The organism is Corynebacterium pilbarense, from assembly GCF_026930265.1.
Lineage (GTDB): Bacteria > Actinomycetota > Actinomycetes > Mycobacteriales > Mycobacteriaceae > Corynebacterium > Corynebacterium pilbarense.
The window spans coordinates 1-15,435 of record NZ_JANRML010000016.1; the positions used below are offsets into that span (position 1 = coordinate 1).

Annotated in this window: 19 protein-coding genes and 2 tRNA genes; 7 read left to right on the plus strand and 14 right to left on the minus strand. The window is 65.2% G+C overall.

Annotated features, from left to right (window positions below; all coding sequences use genetic code 11):
- Positions 1–240: 240 nt before the first annotated feature.
- Complete coding sequence (locus NUW87_RS09975; RefSeq protein ID WP_377734876.1) at positions 241–1,452, minus strand: L,D-transpeptidase; 1,212 nt, start codon at positions 1,450–1,452, stop codon at positions 241–243.
- Positions 1,453–1,648: 196 nt separating this feature from the next.
- Between NUW87_RS09975 and NUW87_RS09980 the strand changes: the two genes are divergently transcribed.
- A tRNA-Lys gene (locus NUW87_RS09980) sits at positions 1,649–1,721 on the plus strand.
- 27 nt (positions 1,722–1,748) lie between these two features.
- Here NUW87_RS09980 and NUW87_RS09985 read toward each other — a convergent pair.
- A complete protein-coding gene (locus tag NUW87_RS09985; RefSeq protein ID WP_269028352.1) occupies positions 1,749–2,600 on the minus strand; it encodes a DUF418 domain-containing protein in 852 nt (283 codons plus the stop codon).
- A gap of 166 nt (positions 2,601–2,766) precedes the next feature.
- Between NUW87_RS09985 and NUW87_RS09990 the strand changes: the two genes are divergently transcribed.
- The gene (locus NUW87_RS09990) at positions 2,767–3,333 is read left to right on the plus strand and encodes an isochorismatase family protein (protein WP_269028354.1); all 567 of its coding nucleotides are present in this window, start codon (positions 2,767–2,769) and stop codon (positions 3,331–3,333) included.
- Positions 3,334–3,339: 6 nt separating this feature from the next.
- Here the strand turns inward: NUW87_RS09990 and NUW87_RS09995 are convergent, their stop codons facing one another.
- Positions 3,340–3,984, minus strand: coding sequence for a DUF305 domain-containing protein (locus NUW87_RS09995; RefSeq protein WP_269028355.1), 645 nt, complete (start codon positions 3,982–3,984; stop codon positions 3,340–3,342).
- A 113-nt stretch (positions 3,985–4,097) separates the two neighbouring features.
- On the minus strand, positions 4,098–4,373 hold the full coding sequence (locus NUW87_RS10000; RefSeq protein ID WP_269028356.1) for a DUF3618 domain-containing protein: 276 nt from the start codon (positions 4,371–4,373) through the stop codon (positions 4,098–4,100).
- Positions 4,374–4,452: 79 nt separating this feature from the next.
- Between NUW87_RS10000 and bcp the strand changes: the two genes are divergently transcribed.
- A complete protein-coding gene (gene bcp / locus NUW87_RS10005; protein ID WP_063937859.1) occupies positions 4,453–4,938 on the plus strand; it encodes a thioredoxin-dependent thiol peroxidase in 486 nt (161 codons plus the stop codon).
- A 12-nt stretch (positions 4,939–4,950) separates the two neighbouring features.
- On the opposite strand, the gene NUW87_RS10010 is transcribed toward bcp, so the two are convergent.
- A tRNA-Leu gene (locus tag NUW87_RS10010) sits at positions 4,951–5,035 on the minus strand.
- 108 nt (positions 5,036–5,143) lie between these two features.
- Here NUW87_RS10010 and NUW87_RS10015 point away from each other — a divergent pair.
- Together NUW87_RS10015 and NUW87_RS10020 are read left to right on the plus strand one after the other, a co-directional pair.
- Positions 5,144–5,596, plus strand: a complete 453-nt coding sequence (locus tag NUW87_RS10015) for a hypothetical protein (RefSeq protein ID WP_269028358.1) — start codon at positions 5,144–5,146, stop codon at positions 5,594–5,596.
- A complete protein-coding gene (locus NUW87_RS10020; protein WP_051106315.1) occupies positions 5,593–5,970 on the plus strand; it encodes a DUF3817 domain-containing protein in 378 nt (125 codons plus the stop codon). Before NUW87_RS10015 ends, NUW87_RS10020 begins: the two co-directional genes overlap by 4 nt.
- 54 nt (positions 5,971–6,024) lie before the next feature.
- On the opposite strand, the gene lptM is transcribed toward NUW87_RS10020, so the two are convergent.
- The 8 genes from lptM to clpS form a co-directional block, all read right to left on the minus strand.
- The gene (gene lptM / locus NUW87_RS10025) at positions 6,025–6,402 is read right to left on the minus strand and encodes an LPS translocon maturation chaperone LptM (protein ID WP_269028360.1); all 378 of its coding nucleotides are present in this window, start codon (positions 6,400–6,402) and stop codon (positions 6,025–6,027) included.
- A 22-nt stretch (positions 6,403–6,424) separates the two neighbouring features.
- On the minus strand, positions 6,425–7,024 hold the full coding sequence (gene rdgB / locus NUW87_RS10030; RefSeq protein ID WP_126857938.1) for an RdgB/HAM1 family non-canonical purine NTP pyrophosphatase: 600 nt from the start codon (positions 7,022–7,024) through the stop codon (positions 6,425–6,427).
- Positions 7,018–7,746, minus strand: a complete 729-nt coding sequence (rph, locus tag NUW87_RS10035; protein ID WP_269028362.1) for a ribonuclease PH — start codon at positions 7,744–7,746, stop codon at positions 7,018–7,020. Before rph ends, rdgB begins: the two co-directional genes overlap by 7 nt.
- Positions 7,747–7,768: 22 nt before the next feature.
- Entirely contained in the window at positions 7,769–8,536 is a 768-nt protein-coding gene (locus NUW87_RS10040) for an MBL fold metallo-hydrolase (RefSeq protein ID WP_034998094.1), read from the minus strand.
- Between the two features lie 33 nt (positions 8,537–8,569).
- Positions 8,570–9,391 (minus strand): glutamate racemase, encoded by an 822-nt coding sequence (gene murI, locus NUW87_RS10045; RefSeq protein WP_269028364.1) that lies wholly within the window; start codon positions 9,389–9,391, stop codon positions 8,570–8,572.
- Positions 9,392–9,401: 10 nt separating this feature from the next.
- Entirely contained in the window at positions 9,402–10,235 is an 834-nt protein-coding gene (locus NUW87_RS10050; protein ID WP_377734864.1) for a rhomboid family intramembrane serine protease, read from the minus strand.
- Positions 10,236–10,463: 228 nt separating this feature from the next.
- Positions 10,464–11,003 (minus strand): DUF2017 domain-containing protein, encoded by a 540-nt coding sequence (locus NUW87_RS10055; RefSeq protein WP_034998088.1) that lies wholly within the window; start codon positions 11,001–11,003, stop codon positions 10,464–10,466.
- A 9-nt stretch (positions 11,004–11,012) separates the two neighbouring features.
- Positions 11,013–11,312 carry an ATP-dependent Clp protease adapter ClpS gene (clpS, locus tag NUW87_RS10060; protein WP_034999101.1) on the minus strand — a complete coding sequence of 100 codons (300 nt, stop codon included), beginning with the start codon at positions 11,310–11,312 and terminating at the stop codon, positions 11,013–11,015.
- Between the two features lie 91 nt (positions 11,313–11,403).
- Between clpS and NUW87_RS10065 the strand changes: the two genes are divergently transcribed.
- Both NUW87_RS10065 and NUW87_RS10070 read left to right on the plus strand, forming a co-directional pair.
- Complete coding sequence (locus NUW87_RS10065; protein WP_269028366.1) at positions 11,404–12,750, plus strand: nicotinate phosphoribosyltransferase; 1,347 nt, start codon at positions 11,404–11,406, stop codon at positions 12,748–12,750.
- A 3-nt stretch (positions 12,751–12,753) separates the two neighbouring features.
- Positions 12,754–14,718 (plus strand): ATP-dependent DNA helicase, encoded by a 1,965-nt coding sequence (locus NUW87_RS10070; protein ID WP_269028367.1) that lies wholly within the window; start codon positions 12,754–12,756, stop codon positions 14,716–14,718.
- Here NUW87_RS10070 and NUW87_RS10075 read toward each other — a convergent pair.
- Positions 14,708–15,427, minus strand: coding sequence for a peptidyl-tRNA hydrolase (locus tag NUW87_RS10075; RefSeq protein ID WP_269028368.1), 720 nt, complete (start codon positions 15,425–15,427; stop codon positions 14,708–14,710). The two genes, NUW87_RS10070 and NUW87_RS10075, sit on opposite strands and share 11 nt — an antisense overlap.
- Positions 15,428–15,435: the final 8 nt, after the last annotated feature.

Genomic DNA, 15,435 nt, shown 5'->3' on the forward strand with positions numbered 1-15,435 from the left:
TGACGCGACTGACCTGTCAAGGATCACAACGCCTTCCGCAGGCACACCCCGTCAAATATGTCGTGACTTCAGGCACCGTCAGCCACCCCAAAGTTTAAGGCCTGGCCTGCGAATTCGCAGGCCAGGCCTTCGTCGTTGGCGCCTGGTTGGTCCCTGGTTTGGTCGCCCGGGTTTGCGGCTGTGGGTGTCCCGTTTTGGCAATGTGGCAAATATTTGCCACGTTGCCAAAACAGCACTCCCCTACTCGTACAGCGGATCCTCCGAACCGCCGGAGCGCTGCTCCCAATCGAGGTTCCAGTAGCCCAGGCCGTCGTAAGGCGTGAGCGTGCCCCCGGCGGTGTTCTTCACCACCACCGGATCGCCACGCTTAACAAAGTTCTGGAACCACTGCGCGTTGTCATAGGAGGCGTTGATGCAGCCGTGCGACTGGTTGTAGCTGCCCATCGCGCCGAGCGCCCACGGGGCGGAGTGCAGGTAGATGCCGGAGTAGGACAGCTGCGTGGCGTAGTCCACCGGCGTGACGTAGCCGCCGGCGTCCAGCGCTAGGCCGAAGGAGCGCGAATCCATGGTCAGCTTCTCGTGCTCGTCGCCGACCACGTACACCCCGTTGGGGGTGTCGTACTGGCCGTCGGTGCCCAGCGAAATCGGGAACTCCTTGACCAGCTCGTCGCCCGAGTACACGCGCAGCATCTTGTCGGCGTTGTCTACCGCGGCCTCCACCTTGTCGCCGATGGTGAAGTTGGTCTCGTTGTCCCCGCCGCCGTAGAGGCCCTTGCCCAGCTTCTCGCCGTAGATGTCCACCTTCACGCTGACTTCGGTGCCGGGCTCCCAATAGTCCTTGGGGCGCCAGCGCACCTCGTAGGGGTCCAGCCAGAAGAACGCGCCTTCGGTGTCGTTGGAGGTCTCCACATCGATGTGCTCCTCCATCGCCTTGGTGTCTTGCACGGGGCTGTCGAAGCGGATGGTCACGGCCTGCGCCACGCCGACAGTCGCGCCGTCCAGCGGGCCGATGTAGGAATTCACCGTCGCGTCCGGGGTCAGCGTGGTAAACGAAGAGACCACTTTTTGGCCTTCTTTGTCCCGCGCTTCCACGGTGTAGGTGCGGCCGTAGCCGAGCGGCTCGGTGACGGACCACTCAGACTTGTCGTCGCCGAATTCGCCCTCGACCTCTTTGCCGGCCTCGTTGGTCATGGTCACCGAGGACAACCCGGCAGCGGCCGTCACCGTAATCGGATCCAGCGGCGCGACTCCAGTCTCCCCGTTTGCCACGTTGACTTTGGGTGGGCGCGGCGAGGCCTTCTCGGTGGTCTTTTCCACCAGCGAGGCGTCAGAGGTGTGCGCGGCGGGCTCCAGCCGGCTGGTGTCCCCGATGGTGCACGACGCAAGCGTCGCCGCTGCTGCTACCAGCACACAGGCACGTACCACTCGATGGACCACGGCCAACCCCTCAATTCTCTGGACAACACTGAGTTTGCGAATCCCCCACACTCTATCCCCTTACCAGCCAAAATCCATTATCGTCGTGCGTGTCTTTTGCACACATTCATCCTCTGGCATTTTTCGCCGCTGACCAGCCGATTTCACACTGAGACAAGTGGGTGCTACAGTTTCTTTTCGTTGCCGAGAGCAACAGAGAAAAACAAAATACGCGCCATTAGCTCAATTGGCAGAGCAACTGACTCTTAATCAGTGGGTTCGGGGTTCGATTCCCTGATGGCGCACAACATGCGGCGAGGCCAGCGGGAATATTACCTGCTGGCCTCGTTTTGTTCTATCTTTCCCGCAGGCCCGTAGGCCAGGCGCCGGTGCAGCCACTCAAAGGGCCCACGCCTGCCCGCTGCCTCCAACGCCGCGGCAAGCGCGAGCGTGATCAGCCACACCACCGTGCCAGCGAGGAGCTTGCCGGCAAGCCCGGCGTCCTGCCACAGCCCCAGCCCAGCCGGGATCACCAGCAGCAGGAACAGAAACGACTGCGCGATGTAGCCGGACATAGAGCGTCGCCCCAATGCCACGAATACGCGCGACCACCCGGGCACGCGGTTGTGGAGATGCTCGGTTGCCAGCGCCAGCGCCGCGATGATGCCGGGGCCGGTGAGGAAGCCAAATCCCTGGTTGAGCATGTAAAACACCGGTTCTAGCTCGGATGGCAGGACCCCGTTAATCGAGAGCCCCCACGGCACGCCGACGAGCAGCACGACCGCCGCGGCGATACACGACCAGGTGGTGAGGGTGCGCCGGTGCGCGTGGACGTCGAAAAGCACTCGCTCCCGCGCCCACACCATCCCGATTAAGGCGAGCGCGAACAGCTCAATAACAATGAACCAGATGCCCTGCACGTAGCCGACCGCCGAGTGCGCGTTGGCGCTGAAGTACGCGCCGAACGTGGTCAGGTCCGTACTGAGCTGGTCCCGGGTGCTGTGCGGGTCAAAGTAGCCGTAGAAGGCGCCGAGGGCGCCCGACGCGCAAAAGGCCGCGAAGCAGCCGAGGATGACGTAGGCGATGCGCCGCAAGCTTTTCGACGCCATCCGGTACACCACCGCCAGCCCCACCCCGACCAGCCCGTAGGCGAACATGATCTCGTTGTAGAATAGGAGGAACATGTGCGCCAGGCCGAACGCGCCAAGCCACGCGTAACGGCGCAGCAGGAGCCGCTGGTCTTCCTTCACACCTGTAAGTCTATTTCCGCAGGCCACGCCCCACCGGGGAACTCAAGGTGAGTTTGGCCATTGCGCCCACTGCCCGTCCCCTGAGAGTAGGCTTAAGCCCATGAAGACAGCATTAGTGATCGTGGACGTGCAGAACGACTTCTGCCTCGGCGGTGCCCTGGCCACCGCGCGCGGCGACGAAGTGGCATCCAAAATCGCCGAACTGATCTCCACCGCGGACAGCCGCACCCACGAGTACGACTACGTCGTGGCCACCCAGGACTGGCACATCGACCCGGGCGCGCACTTCTCGGAGACACCCGATTTCGTGGATTCGTGGCCGCCGCACTGCGTGGCTGATTCCTACGGCGCGCAGGTTCGCGGGCCGGTGAAGACCGATCTGATCGACCAGTTTTTCAAGAAGGGCCATTTCACCGCCGCCTACTCGGGCTTCGAGGGTGTCAACGGCAACGACGAGCTGCTGGCGGACTGGCTGCGCGCGCAGGGTGTCTCCCGCCTGGATGTCTGCGGCATCGCCACCGACCACTGCGTGCGCGCGACTGTTCTGGACGCACTCAAAGAGGGCTTCAAGGTCAAGGTGCTGCGGGGCATGTGTTCGCCTGTCGACGATAAACGCGGCGCCGACGCGCTCCAGGAAATGATCGACGCCGGCGCGGAGCTGGTTTAGCCAGCCTTAAGGCGTGTAGCCGAGCAGCTCTTCCATTTCACCCATCTCGGCAGTTTGTACCTCGATCATTTCTTTCGCCATCTCGCGCAGCGGCTCGTACCCGCCGCGGTCCACCTCATCCTGCGTCATCTTGATCACGTGGTTGTGGTGGAAGTGCATCATCTCTAAAAACGCGGTGCGCAGCTCGTCGCCGTGCAGCGCCTCGAACTGCTCAAGCTGCTCCGGGTGGAACATGCCGTTGGCGATGTGGGTGGAGTGGTGCTCCATGTCCTTTTCAATGCCCCACTCGTCCGCCCAAGCGCGCATCTGCTCATTCTCGCGCTCCTGGCCGTCTTTGATGCGCTGTGCGAGGTCACGGACCTCGGCATCGTCCACGTCCGAACCCAGCAGCACGTCCGACATGTCGATTGCCTGCTGGTGGTGCGGCACCATCATGCCCAGGAAGTGGACGTCGGTGTCGTTGTAGCCCGCCTGCCCGTCTGCGGAGGTGGAAGTCTCGGGGGTAAACGCGGCGCGTAGCGACGGCCCCGCGAACGTAAGCGTCAACGCCAGCGCCGCAATCACCGCAACCGCGATCCACAGCGGTTTCTTACTGGGACGCATCTCTTCGAGTTCCGGATCATGCTCGGTCTGCGCATGCGCATTCGTCATTGGTATGCCCTTTCTGCTTTGCTTGATCGTAACCCAAAAACCGCGCCGACACACTGCGTTTTATGCAGCGTATCGGCGCGGTGGGAATGGAAACTCAGCTATACCGCCGTCGATTAGCGGTTGGCGAGAAGCTTCTGCAGCTCCTTGAGCTCGCTCCTGCGCTTGCGACCGTTGTACGCCTTGATGCTGATCAGAGCTGCGATACCGGCAACAACGCCGCCGATGACCTTCTGCACAGTGGGATCCTGCAGCCAGTTAGCGGCCTCAGACTTCGCGCTGCCGGCCAAGGTCTTCGGGTTGGTACGGTCCGCGAGCTCGTCCAGGGTGCTGGCGAGCTGGTTGCGGGTGCGCTCGAGGTCGCGCTCGATATCGTGAATGTCTCGTGCCACTTTGGGAAACTCCTACGTCTACGTTGACTTTTACAGACTCACGTCTTTTCGTCTCCACAGTAGTGTAAAACGGGGAAGCATGACTGAGTCGATGAGATTGGACAAGGGCGACACCGCCCCCGCTTTCACCCTGAAAAACGACCGCGGCGAAGACATCTCGCTCGCCGACTTCGCTGGCCAGCGCGTCATCGTCTACTTCTACCCGAAGGCCAACACCCCCGGCTGCACCACCGAGGCATGCGACTTCACCGACAGCATGGAGCAGTTCCGTGATGCCTCTGTGACCGTGCTCGGCATCAGCCCCGACCCGGAGGACAAGCTGGCCAAGTTCCGCGCCGACCACGAGCTGGGAGTGGAGCTGCTCTCCGACCCGACGAAGGAGACGATGGAGGCATACGGCGCCTTCGGCGAGAAGAAGAACTACGGCAAGGTGGTCCAAGGCGTGATCCGCTCGACATTCCTGGTCAGCGTGGACGACGCCGGCAAGGGCACGATCGATCACGCCCAGTACAACGTCAAGGCCACCGGGCACGTGGGCCGCATCCTGCGCGACTGGGATATCTAACCCCCGAAAAAGTGGTGCGCCCGGAGAGACTTGAACTCTCACGCCATAAGGCACTGGAACCTAAATCCAGCGCGTCTGCCAATTCCGCCACGGGCGCGTCAATCGTTGAATGTTACACCGCCTGCTGCGGCGGGCGGTAACCCATCGTTGCGCGGCATCAAACTTTCGTTTGGTGTTTGCGCGCTGCCGGGTAGACTGACCAGCTGTGAGCGAAGAGAACAAGGCAGTTGAGTGCGCTGAGACGGTGCCCCAACGCGAGCGCGTCCGCGTGCGCTGGTGGCACATCGTGCTGCTGATCGCAGCAGCCGTGACCTGTCTCCTGCTCGCCAACTGGCAGTGGGAGCGCTACCAGTCGGGCTCGGGAACGTTCCAAAACCTGGGATACGCCCTGCAGTGGCCGTGCTTCGCGGCGTTTTTCGTCTACGCCTACCGCGTGGGTATGCGCATGGAAAACGACAAGATCGACGCCGAAAACGCCAGCCTGACCATGGACGACCTCTACGAGGCCGACCTTGCCAAGTACGGCGAGGTGAAGGAACCCACGGCGATCGACGAGGACTTCCTCCCCTCTCGCCCCGAGCTGGACGTGGAGGAATACAACAAGCTTGTAGCCCCGCGCAGAAGAACGAACATTGAAGGTAAAGGTGAATCAGCATGACGCAGCCCGCCCCGCAGACCCAGCCCGCCCAGCCCGCGCGCATCCACCCGGAGCGCCAGCGCCGCGTGAAGCAGGCACTGCAATTTTTCACCGTCACCGCATGGATCACCGGTGTGCTGCTGCTCCTCCTCGTCGCGCGCATGATCATGCAGTACGGCTTGGACATGAACGTCGACTACCTGTCCTGGGTCGCCCGCGTGCACGGCTTCGCGTTCGTGGCGTTTTTGATGGCGTCGCTGAACCTCGGTTCTAAAGCCCGTTGGTCTGCGGGCACCTGGATCGCCACGGCCCTTTCGGGTGTGGTGCCGTTTATGTCCTTCGTCATTGAGGGTAAGCGCCGCAATGAAGTGAAAGAGAAGTTCCAGCTTTCCTAAGCACCAACAAAGGCCCGGCAGCACTCGTCTGCCGGGCCTTTTGCTTTGCGACGTCTACTTCTCGCCGGTCTTGGTCAGCACCATCACGCCGACCTTTTCAGCTGGCCCGTTGTCCGGGCTCAGCGTGAGGGTGTCGCCGCTGCGCTCGGCGTCGTATTCAAGGTCCTGGTGGGTCAGGGGATCCTCGAGCTTGAACTCCTTGTCGTCGCGCAGGCAGTTCGCCTCGTTGGTTTCACCGTCGGTCTCGGTCATCTGCCAGTCGCAGTCCTCGCCGTCGATAGTAATGGTGGCGTGGCCTCCACCCTTGCCTTCCTGGGTGGAGGTGATCTCGCCGGTCCACTCGCCGTCAAAATCGCCCTTCTGGCCGCAGCCGGTCAAAAGCGCGCCGGAGGCGAGAACAGTTCCTGCAAGTGCAATCGTCTTTTTCATCATTGCCCCACTGTAACGAATTGCGTCAGCGCAGGGCCGCAATGTGTGGGGCGAGCGCGCGAAGCGCCTTGCCGCGATGGGAGCGTGCGTTCTTCTCCTCAGGCGTGAGTTCGGCGGAGGAGCGACCGTCGGCATCGGCGGGTTGGAACAGCGGGTCGTAGCCGAAGCCGTTCTCGCCACGCGGCTCGCGCAGCAGTTCGCCCTCCCAGCGGCCCTCGGCGGTGAATTCCTGCCCGTCTGGGGCGGCCAGGGCACAGCAGGACACGAACGCGGCGGCTCGCTCGTTGATGTCCGCCATTTGGGCTAGCAAAAGGTCGTTGTTGGCCTGATCGTCGCCGTGGTTGCCGGACCAGCGGGCGGACAGGATGCCCGGCATGCCGTTGAGCGCCTTGACGGACAGGCCGGAATCGTCGGCAACGCAGGGCAAACCGGTGGCTTTTGCTCCGGCACGGGCCTTCAATAGGGCGTTGTCCACGAAGGTGAGTCCGTCTTCGACGGGGTCGGGGTACGGCGGAGCGTCGTGAAGCGAGACAAGCTCCACCCCTTCAATGTTGAGCTCGCGGAGCACCTGCTCGAGCTCGCGGACCTTACCTTGGTTCCTAGAGGCGACGAGGACTTTTACCATCCCAGCGCCGCCTTCTGCGCTGCGATGAGTTCCTTGCAGCCCTTGGCCGCGACATCCAGCATCTCACCGAGCTGCTCGCGGCCGAAAAGGCCGTGCTCGCCGGTGCCCTGAATCTCCACGAAGTTTCCGCCCTCCTGCATCACCACATTCAGGTCGACCTCGGCGCGGGAGTCCTCCTCGTAGGGCAGGTCCAGGCACACGTGGCCGTCGATAATGCCAGCGGAAACCGCGGCAATGGGCTTGAGCAGCGGTTCGCCCGGGACCACGCCGCGCTCTTTGAGCACCGCGATGGCGTCCGCGAGCGCGACATACGCGCCGGTGATGGAGGCGGTGCGGGTGCCGCCGTCGGCCTGCAGCACATCGCAGTCCAGCTGAATGGTGTTCTCGCCGAGCTGGCTCAAATCCACAGCTGCGCGAAGCGAGCGGCCCACCAGGCGCGAGATCTCGTGGGTGCGGCCTTTGACCTTGCCCTTCATGGACTCGCGCGGCATGCGGTCATGCGTTGCGGAAGGCAGCATGGCGTACTCGGCGGTCAGCCACCCCTCGCCAGAATCCTTCTTAAAGCGGGGCACACCCTCCTCCACGGAGGCGGTGCACATCACACGGGTGTTGCCGAACTCCACCAGCACGCTGCCGGCGGGGTTTGAGGTGAAGCCGCGGGTGATGCGCACGGGGCGCGGTTGATCGAAGGCGCGGCCGTCCAGGCGCGAAAAATCAGTCATGCCCCAAGCGTAACGCAGGCGCCTACAGCTCGAAGGTGGCGCCGGCGGTGCCCAGGACGATCTCGCCGTCGAACTCGGCGCGGGCGGCTGCGAGAACCTCCTCCGGGTCGGTCCACGGCTGGATGTGCACCAGCACCAGGGTTTGCACGTCGGCCTCGCGGGCGATACGACCGGCCTCCTTGCCGGACAGGTGCATGCCCTCAGCCTTGCCCTCGGAGGTCGCGCCCCAGGCGGCTTCGCACAGGAAGAGGTCGGCGGCGCGGGCGGCGTCGATAAGCGTTGGCGCGAACCCGGAATCCCCGGAGAAGGTGATGACCTTGCCGGAGGCGTCCTCGATGCGCAGTGCGTGGGACTCTTGCGCCGGGTGGACTACATCGAACGGGGTGATGGTCAGCCCGCTGAGCTGCTCCGGCTGCCCGGTACGCCAGGTGGTGAACTCGAAGGTGTCCGAAAAGTCGTCCTGCTCCCCCGGCGCGTCCGCGCTCATGCGGCCCAGGTGCTCCGGCGCGTACGAGGGGCCGATCAGCCTGTGGCGCTGCTCCGCCGGGGCTGTGGGGTGGTAACGGCGCCACACAAGCAGCGACGGGAAGTCCGAGCAGTGATCGGCGTGGAGATGGCTGAAGATGACGTGCGCCGCAGACGGGTCGAACCGCTCCTGCATGGCGGCGAGCGCTCCCGGACCGAAGTCCATCACCACATCCGTTTCACCAGGCACGGAGATGACGTAGGAGGAAGCTGGGTTACCGGGCGCGGCCAGGCTCCCGGAGCACCCGAGGATGGTCAACTGCATGGACACACTCTGCCATGAATGGCGCACATTTTCCTAGTGAATTCTCAAATCGCGGCCCACGGCGTGCACCGGAGGTGCCAGGAAGCGGCGGGCAAGCGCGTCGAAGGTGTCAGGGTCGCCGGTGGATTCGAAGACGTGGGTGGGGGCGGACGTGCCGTCGTTAAGCATGTCGCCCTCAGTGAGCACTCGGAGCACATCCTTAGAGGTCTCCTCGGCCGAGGAGACGAGCGCGACCTCATCGCCGATGGCCAGCTGGATCACACCCGACAGCAGCGGGTAGTGGGTGCAGCCGAGCACGAGCGTGTCCACGCCCGCCTCGCGCAGTGGTGCCACGTAGCCGCTGGCGACCTCGAGGACCTCCCTGCCGGAGGTTTTGCCCTGCTCTACAAACGGCACGAACTCCGGGCATGCCTGGGCGGTGACCTCCAGGCCCGGGTGAATGGAAAACAGGTCCTGGTAGGCGCCGGACTTCACCGTGCCTTCGGTGCCGATCACGCCGATTTTCCTGTTGCGGGTGGTCGCGATCGCCCGGCGCACGGCCGGCTGGATCACCTCGATGACCGGGATGTCGTAGCGCTCGCGGGCGTCGTGCAAGAACGCGGCGGTGGCGGTGTTGCAGGCGATGACCAGCATCTTGCAGCCGCGCTCCACCAGCTCGTCGGCAATGCGCTGCGAATGCGCACGTACGTCCGCGATCGGCTGCGGGCCGTAAGGGCCGTGGGCGGTGTCGCCGATATAGATCAGGGATTCGCCCGGCAGCTGGTCCATCACCGCACGGGCGACGGTCAGGCCACCGACGCCGGAATCGAAGAGCCCGATCGGTGCTGAATTTGGGTTGCCGGCGAAAGTATCCACGCCGGAAATCCTATCGCTGCCCTGGAGGCTGCAATGAACGCGCTTTGGCCTCGCGCTTCGCCACCAGCTCCGGCGGGTCGTCGGAGGTGATCACCATGCCAGCGATAAACCCGCCGATAGCGCCGAACAGGTGAGCCTGCCAGCTCACACCCTCCGTGCCCGGCAGCAGCCCGAAGATCAGGCTGGAGTAGAAAAAGCCGAGTACGACGCCGGTGATGATCTGGCTGATAGAGCGGTTGAAAAAGCCACGGATGATCAGATACGCCAACCAGCCGTACACCAGGCCGGACGCGCCGATGTGGTTCGTGCCCACACCACCCAGCAGCCAGGTGCCAAGGCCGCCGATGATCACCACAAACGTGGTGACCTCCCAGAACACCCGCTTACCCGAATACCCCACCAGGAACGCGAAAATTGCGCCGGGGATCGAGTTAGAGATGATGTGCTCCAGGTTCGCGTGCAACAGCGGCGAGGTGAAGATCAACGGCAGGGAAGACACGTCCAGCGGGTGGATGCCAAACGCCTGCAACCACGGGAACACCAGCTCCAGGATGAACACAACCCAGATCGTGGCAAGGAAGCCGCCGGCGAGCTTCAGGCCCGTGCTGCGCTGCGCCTTTCGCTTCGGCACCCGTTTGGTTCCGCGGGTTTGGTTGTATTGGGGCTGGCCGTTACGGCCCTGCTGCTGCGGGGTCGCGTACGGGTTGTACGGCTGGGCGGGCTCGCTAAACGCCGGCTGCTGCCGCTCCGGGTACGAGAACGGTCGCTGGAACGGCTTCCCGTAACCCGGCTGCCCGGTCTGGCCGTAGCCCCAGCCCTCGGGGGTGTGGTTGTGATCGCTCATCGTGGTTGGAGTCTAGCGGGTTCGCCGATTGTGGGCCGGGCTGTGGCGCGGCGGTGCTGCGCCTGTCTTTGCGTCAAACCCTGAGCATGGGATCCAGAGCATGGCCAGTTTTGGGCCATACTCTGGATCCCGTACTCAGGGTCTGCAGAGGGATGTGGGGAGGGGGTCTGCGGAGGGTCCTGCTGCGGTGGCCGACCGGAGGGCGTCGAAAAGCTGCGGGCGAACCAGCTAGCCCATGAGAGCTTCGAGGAGAGAGTCCTGGCAATAGGCCAACCAGTCGATCAGGCGCTGGCGGTCCTCGCGCGCGGCCTCGCTGCCAGAATCGTCCGCGGAGGCGTACAGGCGCATGTCGTTGAGCGCGGCGATGAACTGGTGGGCCTCGCCCTCTTCGATGGTCACTTCCACGCCGCCGGTGGGGCCGAGCGCGGCGTTGATCACCTGGAGGTTGACCAGCTTGGCCTTGATGATGTCGTTTTCGTGCAGGCTGCGCAGCAGGCCGTTGTCGCCGTCGAACTCCTCGTCGCCCTCGCGCTCGAAATCGGGCAGAAGGCGCGCCAGGCGCGGGTCCTCGGGCGCCTCGGTGTGCCCGGTGGCGACCCCGAGCATCTCCGCGAACTCGTCCTTCGGCGCGGACTGGGCGCGTGCGATCAGCGCCTCGGACACGGTGGCGGTGAGGTCGCCGATGACCTCGCGCTCCATCGGGTCGAAAACGGTGGTGTACTTCGGCGTCGAGCGCATCAGGCCCTTCTTCTTACGCCACGGCTGCATGAATCTCCCCTACCCTGCCTGCTGCATCGTGGCCCACAGGCCCGCGGTGTGCAGCTTCTTCACGTCGGTTTCTACCTTGTCCTTCTCGCCCGAGGACACCACGGCCTTGCCCTCGGTGTGGACCTGCATCATCAGCTCCGTGGCGCGCTTGCGGTCATACCCCAGCACGGTCTGGAACACGTAGGTGACGTAGCTCATCAGGTTCACTGGGTCATCCCACACGATGCACAACCACGGCAAGTTCTCGCTCGTGGCCACGTCCACGTCAAGGGCCTCGTCCAACTCCGGGGTTGCCAGCGGCGAACCCATGCGCTGCGCACGGCTGGCCGCAGGAAAATCGGCTGAGGAAAACATGTGCACCACCTTACCTTCTCGTACCAGCAGGGTACGCTGGCTCACCATGAACGACACTCCCACGCACTCCACCGGCACGCAGGGCTCCACCGCGTTTTTCACGGACATGTACGAGCTGACCATGCTCGACGCGGCGATAAAAGACGGCACCGCCCAGCGCGACTGTGTCTTCGAGGTCTTCGGCCGCCGCATGCCTAACGAGCGCCGCTACGGCGTGGTCGCCGGCACCGAGCGGGTGCTCGACGCGATCACCAAGTTCCGCTTCACCAAGGACCAGCTGGACACCGCGGACTTCCTCTCCCCTGAGGCGCGCGAGTACCTGGAAAACTACAAGTTCTCCGGGCAGATCGACGGCTACCGCGAGGGCGAACTGTACTTCCCGTACTCGCCGATCATGACGGTGCGCGGCACGTTCGCGGAGTGCGTGATCTTGGAGACGGTCCTTCTGTCCATCCTCAACTCCGATTCCGCCGTCGCCTCAGCAGCGTCGCGCATGGTCTCTGCCGCGGACGGGCGCCCGATCATCGAAATGGGCTCGCGCCGCACCAACGAGCAGGCGGCCGTCTCCGCCGCGCGCGCGACCTACATCGCCGGCTTCAACGCCACCTCCAACATGGAGGCCTCCCTGCGCTACGGCATCCCCGCCTCCGGCACCTCCGCCCACTCCTGGACGCTGTTGCACGTGGACGGGGACGGCAACCCGGACGAGAAGGCCGCGTTCAAGGGCCAAATCGACTCCCTCGGGGTGGACACCACGCTGCTGGTGGACACCTACGACATCACCAAGGGGGTGGAAAACGCGCTCGAGGTCGGCGGCACCGAGCTGGGTGCGGTGCGCATCGACTCTGGCGATTTGGGCATCGTCTCTAGGCGGGTGCGCAAGCAGCTGGACGAGGCCGGGGCGTTCAACACCCGCATCATCGTCAGTTCTGACCTGGACGAATTCGCCATTGCTGGCCTGCGCGGCGATCCGGTGGACGGATTCGGCGTGGGCACCTCCGTGGTCACCGGCTCCGGCGCGCCCACCGCGGGCCTGGTGTACAAGCTGGTGGAGGTGGACGGCCACCCCGTGGCCAAGCGCTCCTCCGGCAAAGTCACCTACGGCGGCGGCAAGACCGCCCTGCGCGCGTACCGCTCCTCCGGCGTGGCCGTCGGCGAGGTTATCCACCCGCTCGGTGTGGACGTGCCGCGCAAGCCGAACCTGGAGTACCGCGAGATGACGGTGCCGCTGATCCGCGACGGCGAAATCGTGGACGGCCAGCCCGGCATCGAGGAGATCCGCGAGCTGCACGCGGCCGCCCGCAAGACGCTGCCGTGGGAGGGCCTGGCCCTATCGCGCGGCGAGGTGGCCATCCCGACGAAGTTCGTCGGCTTCCCGGAGCCCACCGAGTAGTCCGTGGCTGCAGACGAACCACTCACCCAGTCCACCACCGACCTGCTCGCCGCCGCGGTCGAGTCCCTCAGCGGCTCGCGCCGCCCCGGCCAGGTGAAGATGGCCAAGGCGGTGACCAACGCACTCGACTCCGAGCGCCACCTGGCTGTGCAGGCGGGCACGGGCACCGGCAAGTCCCTGGCCTACCTCGTCCCCGCCATCCGGCACGCCCAGGCGCACGGCACCACCGTGGTCGTCTCCACGGCGACGATCGCGCTGCAGCGGCAGCTCGTGGATAGGGATTTGCCCCGGCTGGCAGACGCGCTTGAGCCGCTGTTGCCTGAGCGCCCCACCTTCGCCATTCAGAAGGGCCGCAACAACTACCTGTGCAAGCACAAACTGATGCTGGATAACGCGCCTTCGGAGTCCCTCATCGAGGAAGAGGACCTGTCCTGGCTGGGCAAGCTCGTCAAGCGCGTGTCCGAATGGGCGCAGGACACTGAGACGGGCGACCGCGACGATCTGGTCCCCGGCGTACCGGACATGGCGTGGCGGCAGGTGTCCGTGACCTCCAACGAGTGTCTGGGCGCGACCCGCTGCCCGCACGGCGAGGAGTGCTTCGCGGAGCTCGCCCGCGAGCGCACCAAGGACGTGGACATCGTGGTGACCAACCACGCGCTTTTGGCTATCGACGCGCTCGCGGACGTGGCCGTGCTGCCCGAGCACGACGCCGTGATCATCGACGAGGCCCACGAGCTCGACGGCCGCATCACCTCGGTCGCCACCTCCGAGATCTCCGCGCGTGCTCTGGCGATGGCCGCCCGCCGCGCCAGCAAGCTGGGGGCAGAGCGGGACACGCTGGAAAACGTCATCGACGACTTCACGGCGGCCATCGACCTGGAAGCCCCGGGGCGCTGGGAGGTCATCTCGGAGCCGGCCCGTGGCGCATTCGCCGCGCTTCGCGACGCGCTGTGGAAGACCCGCACCGCCATCTCGGACGCCCCACCCGGAGAGTCCGAGAACGACCCCGAGAAGTTCGCCGAACGCGCCAACCTGCGCAACCACCTCGAGGACCTGCACGACGCGGTGGTGCGCATCCTGGAGGTCTTCGACGAACCAGACCCAGCGAAGCACTCGGACGTGGTGTGGCTGACCCGCTCGGAGCGCTACGGCGATTCCGTGTCCGTCGCGCCCCTGTCCGTGGCGGGCCTGCTGCACGAGAGGCTCTTCGGCGAGAAGACGGTAGTGCTCACGTCAGCCACCTTGACCGTGGGCGGCAACTTCAACGCCATGGCCGCTTCCTGGGGCCTGCCGCAGGGCTCCTGGGACTCGCTCGACGCCGGCACGCCGTTCGACCCGCGCAAGTCCGGCATCCTCTACACCGCACGCCACCTGCCCACCCCGGGCCGCGACGGGCTGTCCGCGGAGACGTTGGACGAGATCGCGGAGCTGATCACCGCCGCCGGCGGACGCACCCTCGGGCTGTTCTCCTCCCGCCGCGCCGCCGAGCAGGCCGCCGAAGCCATGCGCTCGCGCCTGCCCTTCGACATCCTGCTGCAGGGCGAGGACTCCACCGGCACGCTGGTGGACACGTTCGCCAAAAACGAGAACTCCTGCCTGTTTGGCACCCTCACCCTCTGGCAGGGCGTGGACGTGCCGGGCAGCGCGTGTTCGCTGGTGATCATCGATCGCATCCCCTTCCCCCGCCCCGACGATCCCCTGTTGCAGGCGCGCTCCAACGCCGCGGATGCCGCGGGCCGTTCCGGCTTCATGGAGGTTTCCGCCACGCACGCCTCCCTGCTCATGGCGCAGGGCGCGGGCAGACTATTGCGGTCTGTCGACGACCGCGGGGTCGTCGCCGTGTTAGACAACCGGTTGGTAACGAAGCGCTACGGCTCGTTCATCCGGCGCAGCCTCCCGGCGTTCTGGGACACCACGGACGCGGACACGGTGCGCGGGGCGCTGCGCAGGCTCGTGGCTAAGCAATAGCAATCGCTGTGGTGGAGCCGGGCGCGACCTCGGTGAACCCCGCGTCGCGAACCGCTACCGTCTCGGGGCGCGCGGCGAGCTCGGCGAATTCCTCGCGGGGCAGCTCGCGAACGTTCAGCGGGAAGCCGGCTTGCGCCCACTGCTGCACCCAGGACGTCTCACGTGCGGCCGCGAGCAGCATCGAAGCGTGGCCGGCCTGCGCCGCGGCCTTGCCCGCAGACATCTGCAGCGACGTGTCAAGCGCGATAAGCGGCGCTTCTGAATCGAGCGGGCGCACCTCCCCCGGTTCTATCTCCGTGCCCTTGATCTGCAGCTTCGCAATCGAGTGCGGCACCTCAGAGACTGCCGAGGGGACAAACGCGCGCACACTGCCGACGGTGACCCCGGGCAACACCTGCACGTCATCCCAGGCTTTGTTGCGGGCGCGGCGGGCCACCTTGCGGATGCGGTGGGAGTACCAGGCGTCCAACGCGTCGCGCCAAAAGCCGTCCTCTCCCGCGCGCGGGTCCAGGCACACCGCCACGGCGGCGCGGGCGGCGTCTGCAAGCACCTGGTTGCGGCTCGGTGGATCCTGCTTGGGCAGGTTGATGGCCAGCTGCATCGCTTGCACAGTTTGCGGGTCTCGCGCGTCCTCGCTGCGGGCTTTGTAGTCGCCGGAGACTCGGTCTTGCAGGAGCTGGTGAGCGGCGGCGGTCATCTGTTCAGTCATCGGGGTCA

Bases quoted from the DNA above. Each gene is read 5' to 3' on its own strand.
- NUW87_RS09985 (WP_269028352.1), bottom strand. From the start codon at position 2,600: ATGTTCCTCCTATTCTACAACGAGATCATGTTCGCCTACGGGCTGGTC.
- NUW87_RS09990 (WP_269028354.1), top strand. From the start codon at position 2,767: ATGAAGACAGCATTAGTGATCGTGGACGTGCAGAACGACTTCTGCCTC.
- NUW87_RS09995 (WP_269028355.1), bottom strand. From the start codon at position 3,984: ATGACGAATGCGCATGCGCAGACCGAGCATGATCCGGAACTCGAAGAG.
- bcp (WP_063937859.1), top strand. From the start codon at position 4,453: ATGACTGAGTCGATGAGATTGGACAAGGGCGACACCGCCCCCGCTTTC.
- NUW87_RS10020 (WP_051106315.1), top strand. From the start codon at position 5,593: ATGACGCAGCCCGCCCCGCAGACCCAGCCCGCCCAGCCCGCGCGCATC.
- lptM (WP_269028360.1), bottom strand. From the start codon at position 6,402: ATGATGAAAAAGACGATTGCACTTGCAGGAACTGTTCTCGCCTCCGGC.
- rdgB (WP_126857938.1), bottom strand. From the start codon at position 7,024: ATGGTAAAAGTCCTCGTCGCCTCTAGGAACCAAGGTAAGGTCCGCGAG.
- rph (WP_269028362.1), bottom strand. From the start codon at position 7,746: ATGACTGATTTTTCGCGCCTGGACGGCCGCGCCTTCGATCAACCGCGC.
- NUW87_RS10040 (WP_034998094.1), bottom strand. From the start codon at position 8,536: ATGCAGTTGACCATCCTCGGGTGCTCCGGGAGCCTGGCCGCGCCCGGT.
- NUW87_RS10050 (WP_377734864.1), bottom strand. From the start codon at position 10,235: ATGAGCGATCACAACCACACCCCCGAGGGCTGGGGCTACGGCCAGACC.
- NUW87_RS10055 (WP_034998088.1), bottom strand. From the start codon at position 11,003: ATGCAGCCGTGGCGTAAGAAGAAGGGCCTGATGCGCTCGACGCCGAAG.
- clpS (WP_034999101.1), bottom strand. From the start codon at position 11,312: ATGGGTTCGCCGCTGGCAACCCCGGAGTTGGACGAGGCCCTTGACGTG.
- NUW87_RS10065 (WP_269028366.1), top strand. From the start codon at position 11,404: ATGAACGACACTCCCACGCACTCCACCGGCACGCAGGGCTCCACCGCG.
- NUW87_RS10075 (WP_269028368.1), bottom strand. From the start codon at position 15,427: ATGACTGAACAGATGACCGCCGCCGCTCACCAGCTCCTGCAAGACCGA.